General features: G+C 50.1%; 24 protein-coding genes and 1 pseudogene. 9 read left to right on the forward strand and 16 right to left on the reverse strand.

What is annotated here, in order from left to right; translation table 11 throughout:
• Positions 1–120: 120 nt before the first annotated feature.
• The 3 genes and pseudogenes from ACY2VT_RS12520 to ACY2VT_RS12530 all read right to left on the reverse strand — a co-directional run bounded on the left by ACY2VT_RS12520 (position 121) and on the right by ACY2VT_RS12530 (position 3,034).
• Positions 121–1,029 carry an ABC transporter substrate-binding protein gene (locus ACY2VT_RS12520; protein ID WP_461880113.1) on the reverse strand — a complete coding sequence of 303 codons (909 nt, stop codon included), beginning with the start codon at positions 1,027–1,029 and terminating at the stop codon, positions 121–123.
• Positions 1,030–1,054: 25 nt separating this feature from the next.
• Positions 1,055–2,134, reverse strand: coding sequence for a LacI family DNA-binding transcriptional regulator (locus tag ACY2VT_RS12525; RefSeq protein WP_461880114.1), 1,080 nt, complete (start codon positions 2,132–2,134; stop codon positions 1,055–1,057).
• 411 nt (positions 2,135–2,545) lie between these two features.
• Positions 2,546–3,034 (reverse strand): annotated as a pseudogene (locus ACY2VT_RS12530) (aldo/keto reductase).
• 351 nt (positions 3,035–3,385) lie between these two features.
• Between ACY2VT_RS12530 and ACY2VT_RS12535 the strand changes: the two are divergent.
• The 5 genes from ACY2VT_RS12535 to ACY2VT_RS12555 all read left to right on the forward strand — a co-directional run bounded on the left by ACY2VT_RS12535 (position 3,386) and on the right by ACY2VT_RS12555 (position 7,444).
• Positions 3,386–3,937, forward strand: coding sequence for a stage V sporulation T C-terminal domain-containing protein (locus ACY2VT_RS12535; protein WP_461880115.1), 552 nt, complete (start codon positions 3,386–3,388; stop codon positions 3,935–3,937).
• 169 nt (positions 3,938–4,106) lie between these two features.
• Positions 4,107–5,063 (forward strand): ABC transporter permease, encoded by a 957-nt coding sequence (locus tag ACY2VT_RS12540; protein WP_461880116.1) that lies wholly within the window; start codon positions 4,107–4,109, stop codon positions 5,061–5,063.
• Between the two features lie 4 nt (positions 5,064–5,067).
• Positions 5,068–5,871 carry an ABC transporter permease gene (locus tag ACY2VT_RS12545; protein ID WP_461874785.1) on the forward strand — a complete coding sequence of 268 codons (804 nt, stop codon included), beginning with the start codon at positions 5,068–5,070 and terminating at the stop codon, positions 5,869–5,871.
• Position 5,872: 1 nt separating this feature from the next.
• Entirely contained in the window at positions 5,873–6,709 is an 837-nt protein-coding gene (locus tag ACY2VT_RS12550) for an ATP-binding cassette domain-containing protein (RefSeq protein WP_461880117.1), read from the forward strand.
• 3 nt (positions 6,710–6,712) lie between these two features.
• Positions 6,713–7,444 carry an ABC transporter ATP-binding protein gene (locus tag ACY2VT_RS12555; RefSeq protein ID WP_461880118.1) on the forward strand — a complete coding sequence of 244 codons (732 nt, stop codon included), beginning with the start codon at positions 6,713–6,715 and terminating at the stop codon, positions 7,442–7,444.
• Between the two features lie 2 nt (positions 7,445–7,446).
• Here ACY2VT_RS12555 and ACY2VT_RS12560 read toward each other — a convergent pair whose 3' ends face one another.
• Positions 7,447–8,430 carry a dipeptidase gene (locus ACY2VT_RS12560; protein ID WP_461880119.1) on the reverse strand — a complete coding sequence of 328 codons (984 nt, stop codon included), beginning with the start codon at positions 8,428–8,430 and terminating at the stop codon, positions 7,447–7,449.
• 256 nt (positions 8,431–8,686) lie between these two features.
• Here ACY2VT_RS12560 and ACY2VT_RS12565 point away from each other — a divergent pair, with 256 nt between their 5' ends.
• Positions 8,687–10,084 carry an alanine/glycine:cation symporter family protein gene (locus tag ACY2VT_RS12565; RefSeq protein ID WP_461880120.1) on the forward strand — a complete coding sequence of 466 codons (1,398 nt, stop codon included), beginning with the start codon at positions 8,687–8,689 and terminating at the stop codon, positions 10,082–10,084.
• 57 nt (positions 10,085–10,141) lie between these two features.
• Here the strand turns inward: ACY2VT_RS12565 and ACY2VT_RS12570 are convergent, their stop codons facing one another.
• From ACY2VT_RS12570 to ACY2VT_RS12580, 3 genes are read right to left on the reverse strand one after another with little or no spacing between them, the layout of a single operon-like run.
• Positions 10,142–10,381: a hypothetical protein gene (locus ACY2VT_RS12570; protein WP_461880132.1), complete on the reverse strand. Its 240-nt coding sequence runs from the start codon at positions 10,379–10,381 to the stop codon at positions 10,142–10,144.
• Positions 10,330–10,584: a hypothetical protein gene (locus ACY2VT_RS12575; protein WP_461880121.1), complete on the reverse strand. Its 255-nt coding sequence runs from the start codon at positions 10,582–10,584 to the stop codon at positions 10,330–10,332. The genes ACY2VT_RS12570 and ACY2VT_RS12575 overlap by 52 nt, the downstream gene beginning before the upstream one ends.
• A 10-nt stretch (positions 10,585–10,594) precedes the next feature.
• Complete coding sequence (locus tag ACY2VT_RS12580; protein WP_461880123.1) at positions 10,595–11,131, reverse strand: V4R domain-containing protein; 537 nt, start codon at positions 11,129–11,131, stop codon at positions 10,595–10,597.
• A 367-nt stretch (positions 11,132–11,498) separates the two neighbouring features.
• On the opposite strand from ACY2VT_RS12580, the gene ACY2VT_RS12585 reads away from it, so the two are divergent.
• Positions 11,499–12,080, forward strand: a complete 582-nt coding sequence (locus tag ACY2VT_RS12585; RefSeq protein WP_461877927.1) for a TetR/AcrR family transcriptional regulator C-terminal domain-containing protein — start codon at positions 11,499–11,501, stop codon at positions 12,078–12,080.
• 29 nt (positions 12,081–12,109) lie between these two features.
• Here ACY2VT_RS12585 and ACY2VT_RS12590 read toward each other — a convergent pair whose 3' ends face one another.
• A complete protein-coding gene (locus ACY2VT_RS12590) occupies positions 12,110–12,256 on the reverse strand; it encodes a hypothetical protein (protein WP_461880124.1) in 147 nt (48 codons plus the stop codon).
• A gap of 25 nt (positions 12,257–12,281) precedes the next feature.
• On the opposite strand from ACY2VT_RS12590, the gene fucO reads away from it, so the two are divergent.
• On the forward strand, positions 12,282–13,430 hold the full coding sequence (fucO, locus tag ACY2VT_RS12595) for a lactaldehyde reductase (RefSeq protein ID WP_461880125.1): 1,149 nt from the start codon (positions 12,282–12,284) through the stop codon (positions 13,428–13,430).
• 99 nt (positions 13,431–13,529) lie between these two features.
• Here the strand turns inward: fucO and tig are convergent, their stop codons facing one another.
• Positions 13,530–14,765: a trigger factor gene (tig, locus tag ACY2VT_RS12600; RefSeq protein ID WP_461880126.1), complete on the reverse strand. Its 1,236-nt coding sequence runs from the start codon at positions 14,763–14,765 to the stop codon at positions 13,530–13,532.
• 244 nt (positions 14,766–15,009) lie between these two features.
• Here tig and ACY2VT_RS12605 point away from each other — a divergent pair, with 244 nt between their 5' ends.
• Positions 15,010–15,465, forward strand: coding sequence for a hypothetical protein (locus ACY2VT_RS12605; protein ID WP_461874796.1), 456 nt, complete (start codon positions 15,010–15,012; stop codon positions 15,463–15,465).
• 148 nt (positions 15,466–15,613) lie between these two features.
• Here the strand turns inward: ACY2VT_RS12605 and ACY2VT_RS12610 are convergent, their stop codons facing one another.
• The 7 genes from ACY2VT_RS12610 to ispE all read right to left on the reverse strand — a co-directional run bounded on the left by ACY2VT_RS12610 (position 15,614) and on the right by ispE (position 22,961).
• Entirely contained in the window at positions 15,614–16,066 is a 453-nt protein-coding gene (locus ACY2VT_RS12610; RefSeq protein WP_461874797.1) for a YwiB family protein, read from the reverse strand.
• 39 nt (positions 16,067–16,105) lie between these two features.
• The gene (murI, locus tag ACY2VT_RS12615; RefSeq protein WP_461880127.1) at positions 16,106–16,930 is read right to left on the reverse strand and encodes a glutamate racemase; all 825 of its coding nucleotides are present in this window, start codon (positions 16,928–16,930) and stop codon (positions 16,106–16,108) included.
• Positions 16,931–17,127: 197 nt separating this feature from the next.
• Complete coding sequence (locus tag ACY2VT_RS12620) at positions 17,128–17,874, reverse strand: stage II sporulation protein R (protein ID WP_461880128.1); 747 nt, start codon at positions 17,872–17,874, stop codon at positions 17,128–17,130.
• A 96-nt stretch (positions 17,875–17,970) separates the two neighbouring features.
• Entirely contained in the window at positions 17,971–19,707 is a 1,737-nt protein-coding gene (locus ACY2VT_RS12625) for a GerAB/ArcD/ProY family transporter (protein ID WP_461880129.1), read from the reverse strand.
• A gap of 3 nt (positions 19,708–19,710) precedes the next feature.
• The gene (locus ACY2VT_RS12630; protein WP_461880130.1) at positions 19,711–21,240 is read right to left on the reverse strand and encodes a spore germination protein; all 1,530 of its coding nucleotides are present in this window, start codon (positions 21,238–21,240) and stop codon (positions 19,711–19,713) included.
• A gap of 142 nt (positions 21,241–21,382) precedes the next feature.
• Positions 21,383–22,093: a GntR family transcriptional regulator gene (locus ACY2VT_RS12635; protein ID WP_461874802.1), complete on the reverse strand. Its 711-nt coding sequence runs from the start codon at positions 22,091–22,093 to the stop codon at positions 21,383–21,385.
• The gene (ispE, locus tag ACY2VT_RS12640; protein WP_461880131.1) at positions 22,080–22,961 is read right to left on the reverse strand and encodes a 4-(cytidine 5'-diphospho)-2-C-methyl-D-erythritol kinase; all 882 of its coding nucleotides are present in this window, start codon (positions 22,959–22,961) and stop codon (positions 22,080–22,082) included. Before ispE ends, ACY2VT_RS12635 begins: the two co-directional genes overlap by 14 nt.
• Positions 22,962–23,191 lie beyond the last annotated feature (230 nt).

Here is a 23,191-nt window from a genome sequence, read left to right on the forward strand (position 1 = left end):
AAAAAGAAATAGGTAAAACGGTTCCAAACAGAAAAGGGGAAATTTTGTGCATAATGGTTCTGTCTGTGAGAAAAAAGGAAAAGTGAATACAGAAAAGGGGCTACTTATAAATATGCGTTACTAAAAGCGAAATCCCTGATCCGGTGCATAATCGGTTTTCAGGAATCCACCGAACCATCCGCCGGAGATAACAGATGCAACACTTCCGTCAGCGTAAGCTGCTTTTGCTTCGGTACTCCACATATCAACATTCATATCCAGACCTTCTTCACGCATCTTGATAACTGCGTTCAGACAATCCAGATCGCCGTCTCTTTCAATCTGCAGATTCAGATCTTCATCATAAAAATCTCTGTTGCAGAACAGTTCGTAGTACAGATAAGCTGCATCCGGCAGCAGCCAGCGTTTTCCAGGAATATTTACTTTTCTTGCTACTTCCAGTACACCGTCCCATGTGCTCATCAGTTCAGCAACTTCATCTGGATCGGTCGGAAGTCCGCATTCTTCAAAGATATCAGTACGATAGAAGTAAGTCGTTGGTCCTACATCCCAAGGAATCAGACGCATTGCTTTTCCATCTGCGGACTGGCACTGATCCCATTTGAATGCTACGAAATCATCTTTCAGCTCGCCTGCATTATATGGCTCATCCAACAGGTTTGTTAAGGCTGAGGAATCACGGTACTCAGCAACATGAGCACCCTCTACCATGGCAACATCTGGAGCGCCGTCTCCTGCTGACAGAGATGTCTGCAGTGCCTGATGATGTGCTGTTGTATCGGTAAACTGCCATTCTACTTCGATATTCGGATAAACTTTGTTAAATCCCTCCATAGCTGCTTTGAAACCATCATCACCGGATGGCCAGCCGCCTACGGTAATGGTACCGGAGATGCTTTTCGGATCGGAGAAATCAACATCTTTCGCATCACTGCTGCTGTCTCCGCCGCCGCATGCTGCAAGTCCGACTGTCATGGTTGCCGCCATGGCACAAGCTAAACCTTTCTTCATCATACTGCTTTTTTTCATACTCTACCTCCTGCGTTTTCTAACCTTAAGTATGTAGATTTTTAACACTTTCTCCTATCTGCAGTTTCGGTTTCAAATGTACGATATACCGCTTATTTTTCTTCTCGATGATATCGATCAGAACATTCGCACATTCCCGGCCCTGCTTCTTGGGGAACATATTAACCGTGGTAAGAGACGGGGAAAGATATTTTCTGGTTCCGGTTCCGTCAATTCCCATCACAGAAATCTGCTCTGGTACATTGACTCCCATCTCCTGAAATCCTTTTATCATTCCTATCGCAAATTCATCATTGAAACAGATAATTGCTGTTGCATTTAACTTTCTTTCCATAAAGACCTGTGCTGCAAGTTTTCCTTTTCCGAAGAAATCTTCTTCTATATGGATGCTTTGTTCTGGTAAATCCTCGGAAAACGGAAGAATTCTGGGATCATCTTTCATTTCATTCTGATTCATGGCCAGCAAATATTTTTTCCATCCGGTGTTTCCGGTGATCTCTTTAATATAATTCTTCCAAGCCAGAAATCTGGAATTGCGATTATTTCTATCATAGGGAAATCCATATGCAATTACTTTATGTCCCATGCTGTTCAGATAACTCAGTGCAAAATCCATTGCCTGATACATATCCGCTTCTACCAGCGGTACCGATTTGGGGATATCCACAGCGTTACAGTAAGAAGCACTTACGACGGGAAGATAATAATTCTTACCTCCATGTTTCATATAGTAACTTGTCAGGTCTTCATTCGGCATGATGATTCCATCAACCATTGTATCTTTGATCCGGTCAAATTCCATCATTCCGCTTATCGTTACCAGATATCCTCTTTTATTTGCTGCTTCACACATGCCCCGGTACATATCAACGTAGTACTCGTTGCTTAAATCTTTACAATAATACAAAAGCTGTTTCGTTCTGCGCTCCTGCAGGCTCATCGCCACAGGCTGCGGAATATAGTTCAGTTTTTCTGCTGTCTCTATGATTTTTCTTCGCTTGCTCTCCTCCACATATCCACTGTTATTTAATGCTCTTGATACTACCGATATAGAAACACCACATAATTCTGCAATATTTTTTCTAGTCACTGGTTTCTTTTCCATATCACTTTTCAACTCCTTTTTGTGCACTGTAGATAATAAGAGTTGGTTTTTTGCATCGGTACTAGTACTTTTGATGTATTTATTTTACCTTTCCCAAAACTTGTTGTCTATACTGCTATATGTGGTCGCGTGTCCACATGTCTATTTGCTGTTTTTCGCCGTTCTTTTTGCTCTTTTCGCGCGTTTTTTGCTCGTTTATTATGCATTTTGTCCAATAGCCGTATTTAAAACTATATATTTTTCCCAATAACTCCGTCTTTTATAATACCATACAAGTTGAACAGTGAGGCCCGTTACGACCATATTGAAACATCCAGCAAGAATGAAAAAGATCCCCGCAAGTACGAGGCTTTTGAACCTTTTTCCTTGCGAAGGATCTCTTTTCTATGAAGTATAAAATTTTTCAATTGTCTATTTCTTCGCCCAGTTCTTTCCAAAGCTCGTCTGTTCCGACTCCACATGGCCTCTGTGACCGAAAACGGTGCATGCATCAAGTGCCTGCTCCAGCTCTGCAAATTCGGCATCGGTCAGCTCCACGTTCCATGCGCCGAGATTTTCGAGGATACGCTCCCGGTTTTTGGATCCCGGAATCGGAACGACGTTCGGCTATTTGTGCAGCATCCATGCCAGGCAGATCTGTGCGGATGTCGCATTTTTTAATGCAGAATATTTTGCGAGCAGGTCGAGAATCGGCTGGTTTGCCGCGATGTTTTCTTTTGTGAGCTGCGGGACAAATTTGCGGACATCGTCTACGGCATCAAATTTTGTCCCGGTTGTGATTTTACCGGAGAGCAGACCGCTCGCGATCGGAGAGAATGGCACGACCTGCATCCGTCCCTCGTCATCATTCCTTTTGAAACCGAAGAACAGATTCCCTACGATGTTCTCTCTGCGCTTCATCCGTCACCGGAAACGACACAGTTTCTGAATCTTCTGCGGGCCGCGCTTCCGAATACATAATGTAAAGAATGCAGAAATCCCATCATATAAGCCTAAAAAAATCTCCGGGAAACATCGACAGAATGTTGTTCCCGGAGATCTTTCTTTTTCACATCAAAATATTTCAGTCCTCAATCGCTCCTGTTCTTCGGCAGTTCAAAACGCAGTTCGAACTGTTCGTACAATAACTTTATTATATACTTTCGATATAACAATGGATAGACTTTTCTTGTATAATTTCATCCTTTTTCCACATACTACCCATACAGTACAAATTATGGAAAGTATGTGGAAACAGGAGGAATTTTTAATATGAAAGCGACGGGAATTGTTCGGAGGATTGATGATCTGGGGCGTGTGGTGGTTCCGAAGGAGATTCGGCGTACGATGCGGATCCGGGAGGGGCAGTCGATGGAGATTTATACGGGGCGGGAAGGGGAGATTATTTTAAAGAAATACTCGCCGATGGAAGAACTGGCGGAGTGTGCGGCCGGGTTTACAAAGTCGATTTCGGCGGTGACGGGGTGTCTCGTCTGTGTTTCGGATCAGGAACAGATCGTAGCGGCAAGCGGACCGGAACAGAAAAGTTATCTCGGGAAATCGATCAGCAGCCGGCTGGAGGAGGCGATTTCAAACCGGAAAATGGTGCTTGCGCGGCCGGGGGAGAAATCTTATTTTTCGATTCTTGAAGATGATGACTCCACCCCGCCCCTGCCGGAGCTCATCTTTCCGATTCTTTCCTCAGGGGACGCCATTGGGTCTGTGATTCTCTGCGAAAAGGATAAAGAAACCCTGCCGAATGAAGCCGAGAAAAAACTGCTTCAGGTGGCCGCGACATATCTCGGGAGAGAAATGGAAAACTGAAACAACAAAATTTCAAAGGCTTTTTGCACAGTCCCCGCCGGTCACGCAGAAAGCCTTTTTCTCTGCGGATATTATCCCAAATTTAACTTGCCTTTTACCACTGCATTGTCTACAATGAAAAATGACGTACGTAAAAACCGTTTATTACACAAGGAGGAATTTCCATTCTATGAAATACATTGCAAAGAAATTCGGCTCCCTCATTCTGACGCTGCTCCTCGTCTCATTTTTATCCTTCTTCGCCTTTTCGGTCATTCCGGGCGACGCGGCGAAATCGCAGCTGGGAACGGAGGCGACGCCGGAGCGGATTGAGGCTCTGCAGAAAGAAATGGGACTGGACCGGCCGGTTCTCGAACGGTATGCTTCGTGGGTAGCCGGCTTTTTCCATGGAGATCTCGGCACCTCGTATTCCTACTCGATGCCGGTCACCGATCTGATCCGCGATAAAGTTCCGATTACGATCACCATCACCATCATTGCCTTTCTGATGATCCTTGCCGTCTCAATTCCGATCGGCATTTTCACGGCGCAGCACGCCGGGGGCCATCTCGACCGGCTGATCATGACGCTGAATCAGGTCATCATGTCCGTCCCGGGATTTTTCATCGGCATTCTGATTACATACTTCTTCGGTCTGATCCTCAAATGTTTTCAGCCGGGCGCTTACGTTTCGATCTCCGAAAACTTCACCGCCTTTGTCGGCTATCTTGTTGCACCGTCTGCCGCCATCGCGCTTCCGCGCTGTGCCATGGCGGTCAAAATGCTGCGCAGCTCTGTGCTCTCGCAGATGGATGCCGACTACGTGCGCACCGCCTATTCCCGCGGAAACAGCGCGCGCCGCGTCATGTATCACCATGTGCTGAAAAATGCCCTGATCCCGGTGCTGACCTTCTGGGGCATGACGATCGCCGATATTGTGGCAAACAGCATCATTCTGGAACAGGTTTTCTCAATTCCGGGCATGGGAAGTCTCTTGATCACTTCGATCTCAAACCGCGATTATCCCGTGGTACAGGGCATCCTTGTGCTGATCGCCGCACTCGTTATCATCATCAACTTCGCTGTGGATCTGCTGTACGGCAGAATTGACCCGCGGATCCGCGTAAAAGACGGAAAGGAGCTTTAAGATCATGAAAAAGAAACGCAATCTCACTCTGATCCTCGGAGCTGCCATCACCGTTTTTATGTTTCTGTTTCTTCTGGTCGGCGTTTTCTACACACCGTACGACCCGGACGCGATGAACGGCGCCGCGAAATTTGCTGCCCCGTCCCTTTCGCACCTGTTCGGTTGCGACCACTTCGGACGCGATATTTTCAGCCGCGTCTTAAAGGGAACCGGCACGACGTTCTTCGTCGCTTTCGCCACGCTGCTGCTCGGCGGATCCATCGGTGTTCTTGTCGGTGCTTTCACCGGCTACTTCGGCGGATGGATCGATGAAATTCTGATGCGTATCAACGATGTCATCGTTTCCTTCCCGGGCATCCTGCTGGCGCTCGTGTTTATTGCGCTGCTCGGGCCTGGCAAATACAATGTGATTCTCGCACTCGGCATCGTGTTTATCCCTAGCTTTGCCCGCGTCACGCGAAGTGAATTTCTCGCCCGCAAAGACATGGATTACGTCAAAAGCGCCCGCCTGATGGGTGTCTCGCACCTGCGGATCATGTTTGTCCATATCCTGCCGAATGCCGTTCCGTCGCTTCTTTCGATGGCAGCCATCGGCTTCAACAACGCCGTTCTCTCCGAGGCCGGTATGAGCTTTCTCGGCATCGGTGTCCAGCCGCCGGATGCATCGCTTGGACGAATGCTCTCTGAAGCCCAGCTCTATCTGATGACCGCTCCGTGGGGCGCAATTTTCCCGGGTCTCGCCGTCATTTTGCTGGCACTCGGCGTATCGCTGCTCGGCGACGGATTACAGAAGAAAGGCGGTAACTGATATGGCGCTTCTCGATGTACGCGATTTAAAAATTTCATTTTACGATACCACGCCGCCGACCGAGGTGGTAAAAGGAATCTCCTTTTCCCTCGAGCAGGGCGAAACGCTCGGTATCGTCGGGGAGTCCGGCTCTGGAAAAACGCAGACGGCGCTCTCAATTTTACAGCTCTTAAAAGAAAACTCGGCTGTCTCCGGCGGGGAAATTCTCTATGAAGGTGCCTCCGTGGCACACGCTTCCCGGGACGAGCTGCAGCGCATCCGCGGAAAGGAAATCAGCATGATTTTCCAGGAGCCGATGACGTCTCTGAATCCGGTTCTGACGATTGAGGAACAGATTGCGGAGGGACTGCTGCTCCACGGAAACTGCATCCCGTCGGAACGCCATGAGAAAGTTCTCGCCATGATGCGCGAGGTCGAGCTTCCCGACCCGGAAGTGCTCTGCAGAAAATATCCGCATCAGCTCTCCGGCGGCCAGCGCCAGCGTGTGATGATCGCCGCGGCACTCATCACCGAACCGAAGCTTCTGATCGCCGATGAGCCGACGACGGCGCTGGATGTGACGATTCAGTCGCAGATTTTAAAACTGCTGAAAAAGATCAACGAACACCATCACACGGCGATTCTTTTTATCTCGCATGACCTCGGCGTCATCCGCTCGCTGTGTGACCGGGTGATTGTTATGAATCATGGAACGATCGTAGAATCCGGCAGTGTGGACGATGTCTTTTTCCATCCGCAGGAAGACTACACCCGCCGCCTGCTCGACGCGATTCCGAACCGGCGGACTTCCCTTCGGAAACGGAATAAAACTGCTTCAGCATCAGAAAAGGAGGCATAACACATGAGCGAAAGTAATCCAAACAACATTCTGGAAGTCTGCCATATCTCTGCCTCCTATCAGGAAGGAAAGCAGAGAAAAACGGTGCTTCATGATATCTCTTTCGAGCTTCATGAAAACGAAATTCTCGGCCTCGTCGGAGAGAGCGGATGCGGAAAATCGACACTCTCCAAAGTGATCTTAGGCTTTATCCGCCCAGATGAAGGCAAAATAATTTCGCAGGTCGACCATCCGCAGATGATTTTCCAGGATCCGTTTTCTTCCCTGAATCCTGCAAAGAAAATCTCCTGGATTTTAGAAGAACCGCTTCGGATGCAGAAGGTTCCGAAAGAAGAACGAAAAAAACGGGTTCTTGCGATGGCAGAGAAAGTCGGTCTCTCCGCAGATCACCTGAAACGCCGCCCGCATGAACTTTCCGGCGGCCAGCGGCAGAGAGTCAGCATCGCAGCCGCACTGATCCAGGGCTCACGCCTGATTCTTGCCGACGAACCGGTTTCCGCTCTCGATGTGACGATTCAGAAACAGATCATGGAGCTGATGGTTCAGCTTCAGGAGGAGCTTCAGCTTTCGATTCTCTTTATCTCGCATGACCTCAACGTGATCTACCAGATGTGCGACCGGGTTCTCGTGATGAAGGAAGGCCGGATTGTGGAGAGTGCGGAGACGGAAGAACTGTTTGCGCATCCGCAGAATGATTATACGAAGGAGCTCCTGGCAGCGTCACCGGAACTGTAGTTTTATTTCCAGCATTCTCTAAACACCCGAAGTACATTCTTGGAAAAGACCTTCTCGATCTCTTCATCTGTAAAGCCTTCGTGGCTCATCATATCTGCGAGATGCTGCATATGCGCGGTGTCCGGCACATCCGTCTCACCGCTGAAACCGTCAAAATCGGTTCCGAGGCCGATGATATCGATGCCTCCGACCTTACGCAGATATTTCATATGGCGTACCATATCCATCGTCGATGCCTTTTTCGCCGCAGGCTCCTCCTCACGCAGAAACGACGGACAGAAATTGATACCGGTGACGCCGCCACGCTCTGCGAGCTGACGAATCATTTCATCTGAAAGATTTCGCAGATGGAAGCACGCGCCGCGCGCGTTGGAATGGGACGCAATGACCGGGCCTCTCGTGTGGGCAAAAACGTCGCGGATTCCGGCGTCGTTTAAATGCGACAGATCAATCACGATGCCAAGCCGCTCCATCTCCTCGACAAAGGTAATTCCTGTCGGTGTCAGCCCGTTTGCAAGGTCCGGAAGATATGGTTTTCCCTCTTCCTGCGCCGGGTTCGGGAATCCAAGCTCATTCGGGAAGTTCCAGGTCAGTGTGGAAATCCGCACGCCGAGATCGTACAGCGTATGCAGTTTTTCGATGCTTCCCTCGTAAACACCACCCTCTTCGACGGTCATCACCGCGCCTATTTTTCCTTCCTTCTGCACCCGCATCAGATCCGCATACGTTTTTACCTGGCGGATCCGATCCGGGTATCGTTCCACTTCTGATCTCCAGAGATCAATCAGCTTTCTCACATGCTCATACGGTGTCTCATTTTTCAATCCCTTCAGAAACGTAAACAGAGAAAAGCACTGGCAGAGACTGCCGCCCTTCTCCAGCTTTTCCAGATTGATCTGAAGATCCGCATCCGCGAGATGTTCCTGCTTTTCCCTCCACTGCAGCGCCGGAATGGTGTCGCAGTGCATATCAATTACCTGAAACATGGCAATAATCCTCTTTTCTGTTTTTTCTCTATTCTATCATACTTCGCCGGATTCTTTCTATTTTTTCGCTTTTTTCAGAAAAAAACTTGAAAATTGCAGATGAGATGATATACTTTTTTCATTATGTACTGCAGTTGCCGGTTTTTACGCAACAAACCGGCAACTGCTTTCTCACTGATCAAACAGCAGAGCCTGTTTCGAAGAACATCTTCGCAAACCGGAATGTATCTGAAATGGGCTCAAGAAAGAGGTATCTATGCTCCAACTGATTGAAACCATCAACACTGCCGTGAACAATTTTATCTGGGGTGTTCCGGCTATGATCTGTATTTTCGGTGTCGGCCTTTATCTGAGTCTGCGCACCCGATTTCTCCAGATCCGAAAATTCCCGTATGCGATCCGCACAACGCTCGGAAGAATGTTCCACAAAAGAGATGCTTCCGATGGCGCAATTACACCGTTCCAGGCAGTCTGTACAGCACTTGCTGCCACGGTCGGTACCGGTAATATTGCCGGTGTTGCCGGTGCTATCGCCATCGGCGGACCCGGTGCCGTGTTCTGGATGTGGATTTCCGCTCTGCTCGGCATGTGTACGAAATTTGCCGAGGTAACACTGGCTGTTTTCTACCACGAAAAAAATGCCAACGGAGAGCTTGTCGGCGGACCGATGTATTACATCAAAAACGGCCTCAGCAAAAAATGGCATTTTCTGGCCTATCTGTTCGCTGCCTTCGGTGTTCTGACTGTATTCGGAACCGGAAATGCGACGCAGGTCAACACCATCACAACCGCAGTCAACTCTGCACTGATGAATTATCATGTGATCTCGAAGGACGCGATCCCGACCTCCAATCTGATTCAGGGTATCATTATCGCAGCACTCGTAGCGCTGATCCTGCTCGGCGGTGTCAAACGAATCGCACAGGTAACGGAAAAACTCGTTCCGTTTATGGCTCTGTTTTATATTGTCCTTGCCATCGGTGTAATTTTGCTGAACCTCAACCGGATTCCGTCTGTTTTCGTATCGATCCTTGAGGGCGCCTTCCGTCCCTCTGCTGTTACAGGCGGTATCGTCGGAAGCATGCTTATGAGTGTGAAAAAAGGTGTGTCCCGCGGTATTTTTTCAAACGAGGCAGGTCTTGGTACCGGTTCGATTGCACACGCCTGTGCCGACACCAAAAAGCCGGTCAAACAGGGTATGTTTGGTATCTTCGAAGTATTTACTGATACGATTGTAATCTGTACCTTAACTGCACTCGTCATCCTCTGCAGCGGCACTTCCATCACCTACGGACAGGCTGCCAGCGCAGAGCTGACCATCAGCGGTTTTACCCTTACGTACGGAAACTGGGTTTCGCTGCTCACCGCGTTCGCGATGTGCTGCTTCGCCTTTTCCACGATTCTCGGCTGGGGACTTTACGGTGCACGCTGCATCGAGTTTTTGTTCTCCGAAAGAATCACAAAATATTTTATGGCCGCCTATGCGCTGGTTGCCATCCTTGGTGCCACCGCAAATCTCGGCCTCATGTGGAGCATTGCCGAGACCTTCAACGGCCTCATGGCGATCCCGAACCTGATCGCTCTCTTCCTGCTCTCGGGCAAGGTGGTAGAGCTGACAAAAGAATATTTTGCTAACGAAGGAAAAACCACTTAAAAGATCTCCGGGAAAACGGCATTTCGATATGCACCGTTTTCCCGGAGATCTTTTTTTCTATTCTTTTCTCTGCAGCTCCGGCTGGCTCTGCCGATGTTTTTTCTTCTGCAGATACATCACCGCATCTGCCTCCTCGATAATTTTCACGATATCCAGCTCCTCGTGGTCTTTGGGAACCTCGACCATACCGCAGCTGAAGCTCTTCGGATACTCGTGCGTCTTTTCGCTCTCGAACGCATTCTGGATCACCTGCAGCTTATCCTTTGCAGCCTGCAGCGGGCAGTTCTGAAGTACAATGCAGAACTCATCGCCACCGACCCGCGCAAAAGAGCCGCAGAATACGCTTTCATTTCCTGGATCATCTTGTCCAGGTACTGCAGCCCTATGCCGAGCTTCTGATACGGTTCGTCCAGCTTTTCCAGATCCAGCGGCTGTACCTTCGTGTCATACAGGATACTCCGCAGATATTCAAATAATTGTTCACAGTTTCTGTTTTCCATCCAACACCACTTACTCTTCTATATTTGCATGGAAGCGGCAGACACGGTCACCCGTTGCCCAGCAGTCCACTTCCACTGCCGTATACATTTTTCCGGAATACGTAGAAAGCACTCCGGCAATAAATCCCTCATCGTAATTGCAGACCGTCTCTCCGAGCACCGGAAGTCCCGAGCAGTCCGCGTCCTCTGCCACCGTGAGGATGATTCTTCCGCTCTCTTCATCGACATCCTCAATCCGCAGTACACCGATCTTCAGTTCTTTCATCTTGTTCTGCAGCTGATTGGCAAACGCATCCATCGGCTGATCCATATCCAGCATGTGTTTTGCGAAATACTCACCTGCCGTGCGTCCGGCGCTGCGGAAAATCTCTACCTGTGTCTCTTTGCCGAAGCGCTGCACCAGTTCGTCCTTCAGGGAGTATTCCAGCATGCGGTATACGAGCACCGGAAGCTCTTCGCCTAAGTTTCCTCTGTTGTTCTCGTCATACTTTAAATACTCCTCAAAACGAAGCGGCTTTTTGTCCGCGAAAAAAATATTATTTTCCATCAAGGTTTCTCCTATTGTTTAATCTTTCTTTTCTCTTTTGCATCTTCTGTGTTTTCATTTTGTCTCATTTTTGTATCATTTTAGATCATTATAGCAGTTTTTCCGTCCCGTTTCAACAATAGGGCGTAATACCTTTACACTGTCAGACAAAGCGCGGACGCTTAGGAATTCCTTTTTTTATCCCGATTCGGACGGTACAGCTCTCTTTCGCTGAGCAGACGTTCCATACATGCTTTCAGTTTTTCTGCATCCAGCTACAGGTGGGGGAGGATGTCACTCTCAAAAGTGTTCAGGGCTTTTTATTTTTCCGGTTTCGCGTTATAATAAACCATACAAAGATTTTAGAAACGAAAGGAAAACTGCTCTGATGATTGATTCCACTGTATCTGTTGCCAAAGGTGAAAAAACAAAATACCGCCTTGCTGAATCCATGAAGGAATGCATGAAGACGACGCCGGTCGAGGAGATCACCGTGCGCCAGATCTGTGAAATCTGCGGCGTTACCCGTCAGACCTTCTACCGCAACTTTCTCGATAAATATGATCTGATCAACTGGTATTTTGATAAATTACTGACAAAATCCTTCGAACATATGGGCCGCGGAACGACTGTTTTCGACAGTCTGGAAAAGAAATTCACATACATCCAGGAGGAAAAACCGTTCTTCGCAGCCGCCTTCCGCTACGATAAACAGAACTCCCTGCGGGAGCATGATTTCGAACTGATCCTGGCATTCTACGAAAACCTGATCCGCGAAAAAAGCGGCCGCCCGGTGACGCAGGAAATGCATTTTCTCCTCGAAATGTACTGCCAGGGATCGATCACAATGACCGTAAAATGGGTACTTGGCGGGATGGACATCACCCCTTCCGAGCTGGCCGGTCTTCTCGTCCGCGCAATGCCGGAGGACTTAAAAAAACTGTTTCTGGAGCTGCAGCTTCTTTCCTGAACGGAAAGAGCTGCGGCTCTTGTCATTTTTCACAAATTCCGGTTTGTTATTTTTTGCACAATGTCAAATTTTTCAAAAGTGTTACACTTTGCTTCTTCTGTCACTTTCTGTTTCCCTCCGATTTTGTTAATATAATCACAAACAAAACGAACGGCTGCTGATTCCAGCAGATCCATTTATTCAGAAGGGAGTTTTTTCATCATGGCAAATCGTATTAACTTAAATGCTACATCCTATCACGGAGCAGGCGCTATCGCTGAAATCGCAAACGAGGCAAAGGCACACGGCTTCAAAAAAGCATTCGTATGCTCTGACCCGGATCTGGTAAAATTCAACGTTACTTCCAAAGTAACCGATATCCTGACCGAGAACGGACTGGACTATGAGCTTTACAGCGACATCAAACCAAACCCGACCATCGAAAACGTAAAACACGGCGTAGAAGCTTTCAAAGCATCCGGCGCTGATTATCTGATCGCAATCGGCGGCGGTTCTTCCATGGATACTTCCAAAGCCATCGGTATCATCATCGCAAACCCGGAGTTCGAGGATGTCAGAAGTCTTGAGGGCACTGCACCGACCAAGAATCCCTGCGTACCGATCATCGCTGTTCCGACCACAGCAGGTACTGCTGCAGAGGTTACCATCAACTACGTTATCACCGACGTAGAGAGAAAACGTAAATTCGTATGCGTTGACCCGCACGACATGCCGATCATCGCAGTTGTTGACCCTGAGATGATGTCCTCCATGCCGAAAGGACTGACCGCTTCCACCGGTATGGACGCTCTGACCCACGCTATCGAGGGCTACACCACAAAAGCTGCATGGGAAATGACCGATATGTTCCATCTGAAAGCCATCGAGCTGATCTCCAAATCCCTGCGCGGCGCTGTTGCAAACACCAAAGAGGGACGTGAGGGAATGGCTCTCGGCCAGTACATCGCAGGCATGGGCTTCTCCAACGTAGGTCTTGGAATCGCTCACTCCATGGCACACACCCTGGGCGCTGTTTATGATACCCCGCACGGTGTTGCATGCGCAATGATGCTTCCGATCGTTATGGAATACAACCAGGAGTGCACCGGTGAGAAATACCGTGAAATCGCACGCGCTATGGGCGTTGCAGGTGTAGATGAAATGTCTCAGGAAGAGTACAGAAAAGCAGCGATCGACGCTGTTAAGAAACTGTCCGCAGACGTTGGAATCCCATCTGTTCTCGAAGCAGTCAAAGAAGAAGATCTGCCGTTCCTTGCTGAGTCCGCACACGCAGATGCCTGCGCACCGGGCAACCCGAAAGATGCAAGCGTTGAAGATCTGAAAGATCTGTTCCGCAAAATTATGGCATAAGATTTCGAAATAAATATCTTTAGAAAATCCTGAAAAAGAAACACCCCGGAATACTGGAAAATTTTCTTTCCGTATTCCGGGGTGTTTTTTTCGTAAACGTTATTCTACGGTGTTTCCGTCTGCATCTACGGTTACCGTATTGACGGTTGCGTTGTCAAGAACGGTGTTGATCAGACGCTCCATCATGATGTTGCGCACGACGGTATCTTCACCATAATAATCATTTGCCGCGTTCAGGAAATCCTCCTGGGACATGTTGGCGTTGGCTGCCTCATCGTTTAAGATCTCCTGGTAATCCTGATCGTCGGTTGTCCAGCCTTCTGCCTCTTTTACGGCATCCAGAAGAAGGGCGCTCTTTGCCATGGTTCCGGCATACGTTGCTTTCTCCTGATTGTAGGTTGCCCGGTCTGCGTACTGCTCCAGATAGTCATCCAGGGAAATGCCATAGTTCTGCAGATAGTTGGTATACCGTTTATCGTAATCTTCCTCGCCGAGGGCGATGTACAGTTTCGGGATTTTGGTGAACGTACAGCCGTCTGCTACCCGCTGCATCGCGTCATCCTGCAGATTGTTTTCTGCGGTTGTCTCGTTGGCTGCCTCAAGCTCTGCACGTTTTCCGGCATAATAATCATCTACGGTGCTGTAATCGGTGTTTGCCGCTACCCACTCATCGTCAAGTTCCCATCCGTCGATATTTTCTGCCGGGCGGGTGAACGCATTTACAGTAACAGTAAACACAACGTCTTTTCCTGCCAGATCGGTGCTCTGATAGTTATCCGGGAATTTCAGGTTCAGATCTTTCGTCTCACCGGTTTTCATGCCGACAACGCCATCCTCGAATCCGTCGATGAATGTTCCGGAACCGATCACCAGATTATAGGAATCGCTGCTTCCGCCGTCGAACTCCTCGCCGTCAATTTTTCCGACGTAAGCGATATCTGCGGTATCTCCTTCCTGTACGGTGGCATCCGGATCTTCCATGGTCACGGATGTCTCTGTCAGAATAGCGTTCTGTACATCATCATCCGTTACCTGCTCTACTTTCTTCTCCAGCGTCAGGTTTTTATAATCGCCGAGTGTCACACAGTCCGCCGGATCTGCGTCCTCGTCTACAACCGGAATGCCGTCGACATCGCTCGGGGAAACGTAGTCCTCGGAAGCTGTGCTGTCGGACGATGTGCTGCCTGCGCCCGACGCATCGGATGCTGAGGAAGCGCTTGTGCTGCTTGCGCTTGATACGGAACTGCTGCTTGTTGTATTGTTTTTTCCACATCCGCTCACACTGGCTGCTCCCAGTGTCATGAGCAGAAGCATGACTGCTGCTTTTCTTTTCATTCTTGAATTTTCCTCCATACTACGCCGTTCCCGGCGCGTTGTAAATCTCATTTTACCATACTTGTCCGGTAAAAAAAAGGCTGGGGCTCCGATTTTAGAAATTCTTATGATTTTCGACCGTAAAATCGCCTGGATTGCGCTAAAATGTGTTTGCGTTTTGCCGGAATCAATGTTAGAATGAACATAGACTGGCATCGTATGTACCGATGCCCGCATTATTTTTTTGCAGAGGAGGAATAGAGGGATGAAACCCTGGATTATCGTATTAATCGTATTAGCTGTCATCGCTGTCATCCTTGGTCTGCTGTATTACTTCGGTAAAAAAGCACAGACAAAACAGGCCGCACAGCAGGAACAAATGGAGGCCATGAAACAGACGGTCACCATGTTGATCATAGATAAGAAAAAGCTTCGCATGAAAGATTCCGGACTTCCACAGATGGTCATCGACCAGACACCGAAAATGATGCGTCGTGCAAAACTGCCGATCGTCAAAGCAAAAGTCGGTCCGAGAATCATGACCCTGATCTGCGACGCTGCTATCTTCGATCAGATCCCGGTAAAAAAAGAAGTCAAAGCTACCGTAAGCGGTATCTACATCACCGGAGTCCGCGGCATCCGCGGTTCGTTAGAGCAGCCGGCAAAGAAAAACGGCTTCTGGCAGAGAATGCTCCGCAAAGCACGCGGCGAGGAGAAATAAAATTTCATCTGAAACAAAAAGAAACACGCTTTGCGTGTTTCTTTTTGCTTTCGCGGCAGTCGCCAAGGTCTCGTGCAAGCCCGGACTTTGGCTCGTTGCTCGCGAAAATACCCGAGTTGAATGATTTTCATTCTTCCCGGGTATTTTTTTATAAATTCAGTTTTCCGCCTTCCCGCGGTCTTACCTCGATATCGATTACGCAGTCCCCCACGTAGCTGTCGTTGATGTCGAGCGCGTATTCTGCCTTCAGTAAAATCTGATCCGGCGTCTCTTTCATTCTGACCTTCGTCGCCGCAACTCCCATGTTGATCATGCCATATGGCGTGTGATAAAACGAAATGTTCTTTTTATCCTCCTCAAAAACCATATGGACATCAATGAGGCCGCGCTTACGCACCTCGAGGGCGTTTTCCGTAAATTTGATCATGTTGTGCGTCATCATGTCAAAGCCTTCGGTTGCCTCGTCGTAGATCAGAAAGTGATGGCCGTTTTTCTTGTAGTACGAACCCGTCGTCATAACCTCCACCGGTTCTTGTTCGCCGGATTCCTCATCCATCAGATACTGCAGTCCGCGGATGCTGATGAGTACGTCTTTTTCCATCCTTTTCTGGTGTTCCTCTCTCTTTTCTGTATGTCATTTTTAATAGTTTTCAATCTGTACCTGTTTCGTATCGCTGATCTGCTCCGGCAGAACGGAATGTGCGAAGGCATTGAACCGCTCCACGCCGTCGCTTGCGAAGAACTGGTATTTCTGACGGCCCGGCTCATCGTTTTCCGGATTCTCCAGATCCAGCTCCCGCAGCAGTCTGCGCAGTGCCTGTGAGGTTTCGTATGCCGGGTTGACGAGTGTTACTTTTTCTCCGACTACTTTCCGCAGCAGAGAACGCAGCAGCGGATAGTGGGTGCATCCCATAATCAGCGTGTCGATGTCTTTATCCAGAATCTCTGCCAGATAGCGGCGCGCCACTTCCTCGGTGATCGGATCTTTTGTCCAGCCCTCTTCCACGAGCGGCACGAACAGCGGACACGGTTTTCCGTAAACGGTGATCGCCGGATCTGCCCCGGTAATAAGCTGCTGGTAGAGGCCGCTCTGAATGGTGCTCTCGGTCGCGATGACGCCGACGCGCTTGTTCTGCGTCGTCTCGACGGCCATCTGTGCGCCCGGTTTTACCACGCCGATGATCGGGAGATCAATCTCTTTTTCGATCGTATCGAGTGCCAGCGCACTTGCGGTGTTGCAGGCGATGACGATTGCCTTGACCTGCTGGGTTTCCAGAAAGTGTACGATCTGGCGGGAATAACGGATGACAGTGTTTTTCGATTTGGAACCGTACGGCACACGCGCGGTATCTCCAAAATATACGATTCGTTCGTCGGGCAGGTTTCGCATAATCTCACGCACTACGGTCAGTCCGCCGACACCGGAATCAAAGACGCCGATCGGCGCCTGTCTGTCTGCTTTCATACTTTCCTCCATTTTTCATCCGGCATTACTTTTTTGTCATGCCGAATGGGGTTCATTTCCATATTTAATATATCTGAATTTTTACATTTCTTTTTTCATTTCACGACCCTGGTTAAAATAGGTCGCTGATATATTATTTTAACCCGAATGAAGGAATATTGCAATCATTTCTCTTGAAAGTCTTTCGAAAAATCCGCTTAACGCCAGAAAAACCGGAACGAAATCCGGTCACTTTTCAGGATTTCGCGGTAGGCGGCGTCACTCAGCAGATTCTGCAGCGGAATCCGGCTTTTTTCGACTTTTTCTGCACTTTCGCCGTCCTCGTTTACGGGGCGCAGGGCATCCGAAAAGCAGATGGACGGGTACAGCATGCACCACCAGTTATGCCCTTTGGCTCTGCCAATGTTGATCTGAAGAGCGTCGTACGTTCCGGCGGGGAGAATATAATTGCCCGTTTCTTTTTCCTCAAAACCGGCTTTTCCGTACGTTACGGTGATATCGTCAGTACTGCCTCCTGCACGCAGCGTCTGAAGGGCGGCGGCACGGATGGAGGGCTCGTTTTCACGCAGGATTTCTTCGGTTTCTGCTTTTGTTTCGGCTCCGTGCAGGATCGTCTGCAGTTCTTCGGCAACGGCATCGCGTACCTGAAGCTTGATCTGCTGGTCGGAGGCGCAGTCGCTGTTGGCTCTTACGTGAAAGCGCACGATCTTTGCAGCGACTTCCTGCTGCAGACGGGACTCGCGGAGAAGATTGGCGGTTCCGGAAAGGATCAGCGCCGCAATGCAGACGGGGAGCCAGCGGCGGCAGAAAATTTGAAATGCCGCCTGGAATTGACTTCTATGCTGGTTCCCAAATGTATTTCGGGGCTGCGCCTGCCTGTCCCTGGATTTCTTCTGTGTCTGATTTTGATTCCGTTTCCGGCTCTGTGCTTTTTTCTCATTCATATGCTGCCTCCTGTTTTTTCCAGTTTTGCCGGATTTCAAAACTTTTATACACAGACACTCACTGCCCGCTCCGATATTCCATACACTTTAAACCTTTTACGGCACTTTCGGAATCCACGGAATGCTCCTTTCGTTTTCCCACGCATAGCACAAGTCCGCCAGTGTCACCGCCTCTTTTCTTTTCACCCGGTTGTCATAAATTCCGCACAGGTACTCACCGACGGACTCCACCTGTTTTCCGTTCTGCTCCATGATATCTTCTGGTTTTTCTGCGTGAAACAGACAGGCACTGTGCCCGAGCGCGCGGTCCTGTTCCAGGTAGTTCAGCAGCTCCTCCATGCGGCTCCGGTCGCCGAGCAGTGCATCGGAAAATACAATCGCCTGGACATGCCCGGTGTCGAGATCGTATTCCTCTGTGCTGTCATACTGCTGCGCAATCTCCTCGAAGGTCTCTGCCTCAAAGAACAGCGATGCAGGATCCTCGTCGGTTCCCTCCTCCTGCTCATCCTTTCCCTGGCCGGTCACCACCGCAAGATTCGCAGGCGCATACCAGACGCGCCATTTACCGCCAGCCGTCTCCTTTTCTCCGCCGCTCTCACTGACCATCTCTCCGGTTTCTTCCCCAGTTTCACTGTTTTCCGGCGCAGCAGCCTCTTCCGACACATAATCAAAGGCAACCGCCAGCGGATACAGCCGCTTTTCCGGCTCTACCGCCCCGCAGGATGACAGGAAAATCATACTGCCCAGCGCCAGACACACAAGCCGCAGTTTTTTCATATGCTTCTGACAGAAGCCAGGCAGCACCGTGATGGCAAGGAAAAACGGAAAGTAACCGTACCGGACCGACCATCCGCGTTCCGCGCACGACAGCAGCCACACCAGAAGCACCGCGATGACCCGCACATACGGATTCTGTGGTTTCCAGAGTCCCGTTTTTTCTCCCGTCAGCGATACATAAAACAACAGACTTCCAAGCGTAAATAAGAGTCCCATCAGAAGAAATGCCATCCACAGAATATCAAACCGCTCCAGAAATCCACCCGGCAGGCTCGTTCCTGCCATTAATAGTAAGAGCGGGTCCTGCGCCGCAGCCGTGCCGCGCTGGCCGAAAACGCCGAGCAGCGCCATGCTTCCTGCGATTACAAGAAGCCCCGTTTTCCAGATACTCTGCGTCACCGGAAGAATGACACTCCTGTGCTCTTTCTGCACATGCCCCAGTAAAAACGGCAGCAGAGCGAGCGGCGTTCCGTTTTCCAGCGTTCTCCACACATTCCGTCCAAAAAGCGATCCGTTATCCACACTTTCAACAGACCTTGCCGTTTTCCATGCATCCTCAAACGCAGCAAAATGCATCTGCGGAACCGTCAGCAGAAGCAGAATCAAAATCCCGCCCACAATCCACGGATAGAGAGCTTCCGCCAGCCGTCCTCTTTTCTGTACTTCACTGCCGACACCAAACCCGGCGGCCGCAAGTAGAAACAGTCCGCAGAGCTCCTGCGGTACACCCGCTGTCAGATATGCGGCGGCAAGCCACGCCATTTTGCGAAGCAGTGTTCCGCCGAGAAAAAGCAGATAACACAGATATATCACTGCCAGAAGGAGTTTCCCAGCCTTTCCCATCACGCTTTCCAGACGGCAGTAAAGCCCGCCAAGGCGCACGAGATAAATGCACCACACCGCCAGCAGCCCATATCCAACGAAAATCCCTGCCATACCGGGCAGGCCGTCCGATGCGCCGTACGATGCGAGCTGCCAGAATGCCGGGCAGAGCAGAACGAGCACGATCTGGCGTTCCATCTGGCGCTGTGAAATTCTGTCATTTTCCGAAAACATGCGTCACTCTCCCCTTTCCTGTTTTTCTTCCGGCTCCACAGCTTTTCTGTTTTTCCGCAGCCGCACTCTCTGATCGCGCTTTGCAAAGACCGGCCGCTCCCGCATCTGATGCAGCGGCGGCCGCCATACGGAATCCTTCGGCGCATGGTAGCCCGCAAGTCCTTTCCCGACAAACGGCATCAGATAGGGAATACCAAAACTCGTAAGCCCGGCGAGATGACCTGCGAGAAGAAACGTGCCGAGCGCCATGCCGAAAATGCCGAGCCATCCGCCGAGCAAAATGAAGCCGAATTTCAGCAGCCGGAACGGCGCACCAAACTCTTCGTTCGGAATCGCCAGCGAACAGAGCGCCGAAACCGCAACCACAACGACGGTCATCGGGCTCACCAGATTGGCGGAAACCGCTGCATCTCCGATGATCAGTCCGCCCACAATTCCGATCGTCCCGCCAAGCGGCCCCGGCATGCGCACACCGGCCTCGCGGATCAGTTCAAAAGCAAATTCCATCAGAAGAATTTCCAGAATGCCGGGGAACGGAACGCCTTTCCGCGCTTCGGCGAACGCCAGCAGGAGTTTGGTCGGAAGCACCTGCGTGTGAAAGCCCGTGACAGCCAGGTATCCGCCCGAAATCCACAGGGCGAGAAAGACCGCCGCATACCGCAGCAGCCGCTCAAATGAGACGATCAGAAAATGATGATATCGGTCCTCACTGACCTTTAAAAAGCTGTCAAATGATGCCGGGAAGAGAATCCCGACCGGGGAATTATCACATAAAAGCAGGATTCTTCCGTCCAGAATCTCCATCGCCGCGCGGTCCGGCCTTTCGGTCGTCTCGAAGCGCGGGAACGGCGATTTCCACTGCGGTTCGCAGAGCTGCTCGACCATGCCGCTGTCAAAAACGCCGTCCACTTCCCAGCCGGCAATCTGCTGTTTCACACTTTCCAGAAATTTCGGATAAATCAGCTCTTTCTCATACACCAGAGCCAGAACCGTATCAGAACGCGCACCAAAATGTATCTCCTCCACTTTCAGATCGGTGGTCCGCAGACGCTTGCGGACCAGTGCCGTGTTGGTTTTGACGGAATCGGAAAAGCCCTCGTTTGAGCCGCGCAGCACTTTCTCGGACTCGGCTTTCTGGACTCCCATATTTGGATATCCCTTCGAACCGATTTTGACGGCGCGGTCGTATCCGTCCACAAAGAGAACGGCGTTTCCCGCCAGCATCGAGGCAAAGGCATCCTCGAAGGTATTAAATTCCAGCGTGTCGGAAATTCCGAGCAGATTTTCGGAGAGAAAGTTCGGAATCTCATCCTCAGGGACTTCCATCAGACGGTTCAGCAGCTTGCCGATCACGGAGTCCTCCAGGGTGACACAGCTTACTGCGGCTTCGACATAGATCAGCAGCGCGCCGGTTCCGCCCGCTTTCCCGATTTTCATCGGGCGGATCTGGATGTCATCGCAGTTTTCGCACCATGCACGGATGATGCTTTCGTTTTCCGCCAGTGATAATGATATTTTTGTTTTCTTCTCCACGCCGCACGCTCTCCTTCCATAAAAATCGGCCGGGAGAAACACGCTCCGTGAATTTCTCCCGGTTCCACGGCGAAAAAAAACATTCTGCCGCAGAGTTTTTCACTCCGTAACAGAATGTTCTTTTTTCGAATTTTTATACGCTCTATTTTTCCTCAGCCGCCGCCATATTCTGATGATGTACGGTCTGCATAATGCTTTCCTGCTGCCGCTCGATATGCTCGCGGATCATTTTCTGCGCGCCCATAAGATCGCGTTTTTTCATCCGCTCATACAGCGCATCGTGCTCTTCCACCAGTGACCGGCGTGATTTTACGTCTTTCAGGTATTCGATCCGATACCGGTACATCTGCTCCCGCAGGTTATTCAGCAGCTGGATCAGACGCTCATTATTCGTTGCCTGGTAAATCACATCGTGGAACGCCACATCCGCCTGTGCAAGCTCCTGAAGATCATCTGTCTCCGTCTCCAGCAGCTTCTCAAAACTGCGTGATGCCTGATACAGGCTGTGCAGTTCCGCCTCGGTAATCCGTTCGCACGCCAGCTTCACCGCCAGCTCCTCGAGTCCGAGCCGCACCTCCAGCACGTCGTTCAGGTCTTTTTCCGTGATCTGTGCTACCTGCGCACCCTTCCGCGGTACCATGATCACAAGGCCGTCCAGCTCCAGCATACGGATCGCCTCGCGGATCGGGGTACGCGAAACGCCGAGCTGATTTGCCAGCCGGATCTCCATCAGCCGTTCACCCGGCTTTAACTCCCCGCGCAGAATCGCCTGGCGCAGCGTGCGGAACACGACATCACGGAGCGGAAGGTACTGATAATCCTCCATCTGCAGGTCTAACTCATTTTTTGCCATACTCTGTACCTCCCGGTTTTGATACTGTAGTCAGGAATGTCTGTTTCGACAGTCCGCTTATTTTTAACTGATCGCGGGCAAATTCTGCCTTTTCCGGATCGTCGAAAATGCCGAATACGGTCGGGCCGCTGCCGCTCATCATCGCATTGACCGCACCGTTTTTCATCATCTGTGCCTTGATCTCATCGATCACCGGATACGCCGGACACGTCACGGATTCCAGCACATTTCCCATGCGGTCCGTGATGCCGTACAGGTCATGATTCCGGATCGCCTCTACCATGCCGTCGATATCCGGATGCTCCGTCACCTCATCAAGATGCAGGTTTCCATAGACAAATTTTGTCGAAACATTGATGCCCGGTTTTCCAATCAGCACGTAGCACATCGGTACGCCGGGAAGGGATGTCAGCTTTTCGCCGATTCCTTCTGCCAGCGCCGTACCGCGCATCACACAGTACGGAACATCCGCGCCGATCTGCACGCCGCGCTCCATCAGCTGGCGTTTTGTGAGTCCCAGCTGGAACATGCGGTTGATTCCGACCAGCGCTGCCGCCGCATCGGAGCTTCCGCCCGCCATGCCGGCTGCTACCGGGATAAATTTTGTCAGGTTCATATCGACACCCTGATGAATGTCAAATTCGTCCATCAGAAGTTTTGCCGCTTTATACACGAGGTTTCCGTCATTGCACGGCAGGAACGGCAGATTTGTTGTAAGCCGGATGCCAGGCTCTTTACTCTCTTTGATTTCCAGCTGATCGTACATCTGGATCGTCTGCATTACCATACGGACTTCATGGTAACCGTCTTCTCTTTTCCGGGTCACATCGAGACCAAGATTTATTTTTGCAAGCGCACGCAGTTTCATCGTAAGCACCACCTTCGGTAATGTTTTTTGTATACATAAATATTAATGGATTTTTCTTCTATTTTCAAGCTTTATCTTCTGTTTTTGTACTTGACACTCCCCACAGCTAAAGCAGGGGGATTCTTGTTTCTACCACTACTGCATTGACGAATACTTTACGGTACTGCAATGTCTTACACAGTGTCCACAAGCTATGTTTATCCTGTTCCCGTATGCCCTACGGTACAGCT

Source organism: Fusicatenibacter sp., from assembly GCF_050872605.1.
Classification (GTDB): Bacteria; Bacillota; Clostridia; order Lachnospirales; family Lachnospiraceae; genus Fusicatenibacter.

Bases quoted from the DNA above. Each gene is read 5' to 3' on its own strand.
- ACY2VT_RS12565 (WP_461880120.1), top strand. From the start codon at position 8,687: ATGCTCCAACTGATTGAAACCATCAACACTGCCGTGAACAATTTTATC.
- ACY2VT_RS12635 (WP_461874802.1), bottom strand. From the start codon at position 22,093: ATGGCAAAAAATGAGTTAGACCTGCAGATGGAGGATTATCAGTACCTT.
- ispE (WP_461880131.1), bottom strand. From the start codon at position 22,961: ATGAAACTGCGTGCGCTTGCAAAAATAAATCTTGGTCTCGATGTGACC.
- ACY2VT_RS12585 (WP_461877927.1), top strand. From the start codon at position 11,499: ATGATTGATTCCACTGTATCTGTTGCCAAAGGTGAAAAAACAAAATAC.
- ACY2VT_RS12580 (WP_461880123.1), bottom strand. From the start codon at position 11,131: ATGGAAAATAATATTTTTTTCGCGGACAAAAAGCCGCTTCGTTTTGAG.
- tig (WP_461880126.1), bottom strand. From the start codon at position 14,765: ATGAAAAGAAAAGCAGCAGTCATGCTTCTGCTCATGACACTGGGAGCA.
- ACY2VT_RS12540 (WP_461880116.1), top strand. From the start codon at position 4,107: ATGAAATACATTGCAAAGAAATTCGGCTCCCTCATTCTGACGCTGCTC.
- ACY2VT_RS12625 (WP_461880129.1), bottom strand. From the start codon at position 19,707: ATGTTTTCGGAAAATGACAGAATTTCACAGCGCCAGATGGAACGCCAG.
- ACY2VT_RS12520 (WP_461880113.1), bottom strand. From the start codon at position 1,029: ATGAAAAAAAGCAGTATGATGAAGAAAGGTTTAGCTTGTGCCATGGCG.
- ACY2VT_RS12620 (WP_461880128.1), bottom strand. From the start codon at position 17,874: ATGAATGAGAAAAAAGCACAGAGCCGGAAACGGAATCAAAATCAGACA.
- fucO (WP_461880125.1), top strand. From the start codon at position 12,282: ATGGCAAATCGTATTAACTTAAATGCTACATCCTATCACGGAGCAGGC.
- ACY2VT_RS12550 (WP_461880117.1), top strand. From the start codon at position 5,873: ATGGCGCTTCTCGATGTACGCGATTTAAAAATTTCATTTTACGATACC.
- ACY2VT_RS12545 (WP_461874785.1), top strand. From the start codon at position 5,068: ATGAAAAAGAAACGCAATCTCACTCTGATCCTCGGAGCTGCCATCACC.
- ACY2VT_RS12560 (WP_461880119.1), bottom strand. From the start codon at position 8,430: ATGTTTCAGGTAATTGATATGCACTGCGACACCATTCCGGCGCTGCAG.
- ACY2VT_RS12605 (WP_461874796.1), top strand. From the start codon at position 15,010: ATGAAACCCTGGATTATCGTATTAATCGTATTAGCTGTCATCGCTGTC.
- ACY2VT_RS12590 (WP_461880124.1), bottom strand. From the start codon at position 12,256: ATGGATCTGCTGGAATCAGCAGCCGTTCGTTTTGTTTGTGATTATATT.
- murI (WP_461880127.1), bottom strand. From the start codon at position 16,930: ATGAAAGCAGACAGACAGGCGCCGATCGGCGTCTTTGATTCCGGTGTC.
- ACY2VT_RS12610 (WP_461874797.1), bottom strand. From the start codon at position 16,066: ATGGAAAAAGACGTACTCATCAGCATCCGCGGACTGCAGTATCTGATG.
- ACY2VT_RS12535 (WP_461880115.1), top strand. From the start codon at position 3,386: ATGAAAGCGACGGGAATTGTTCGGAGGATTGATGATCTGGGGCGTGTG.
- ACY2VT_RS12525 (WP_461880114.1), bottom strand. From the start codon at position 2,134: ATGGAAAAGAAACCAGTGACTAGAAAAAATATTGCAGAATTATGTGGT.
- ACY2VT_RS12575 (WP_461880121.1), bottom strand. From the start codon at position 10,584: ATGGAAAACAGAAACTGTGAACAATTATTTGAATATCTGCGGAGTATC.
- ACY2VT_RS12555 (WP_461880118.1), top strand. From the start codon at position 6,713: ATGAGCGAAAGTAATCCAAACAACATTCTGGAAGTCTGCCATATCTCT.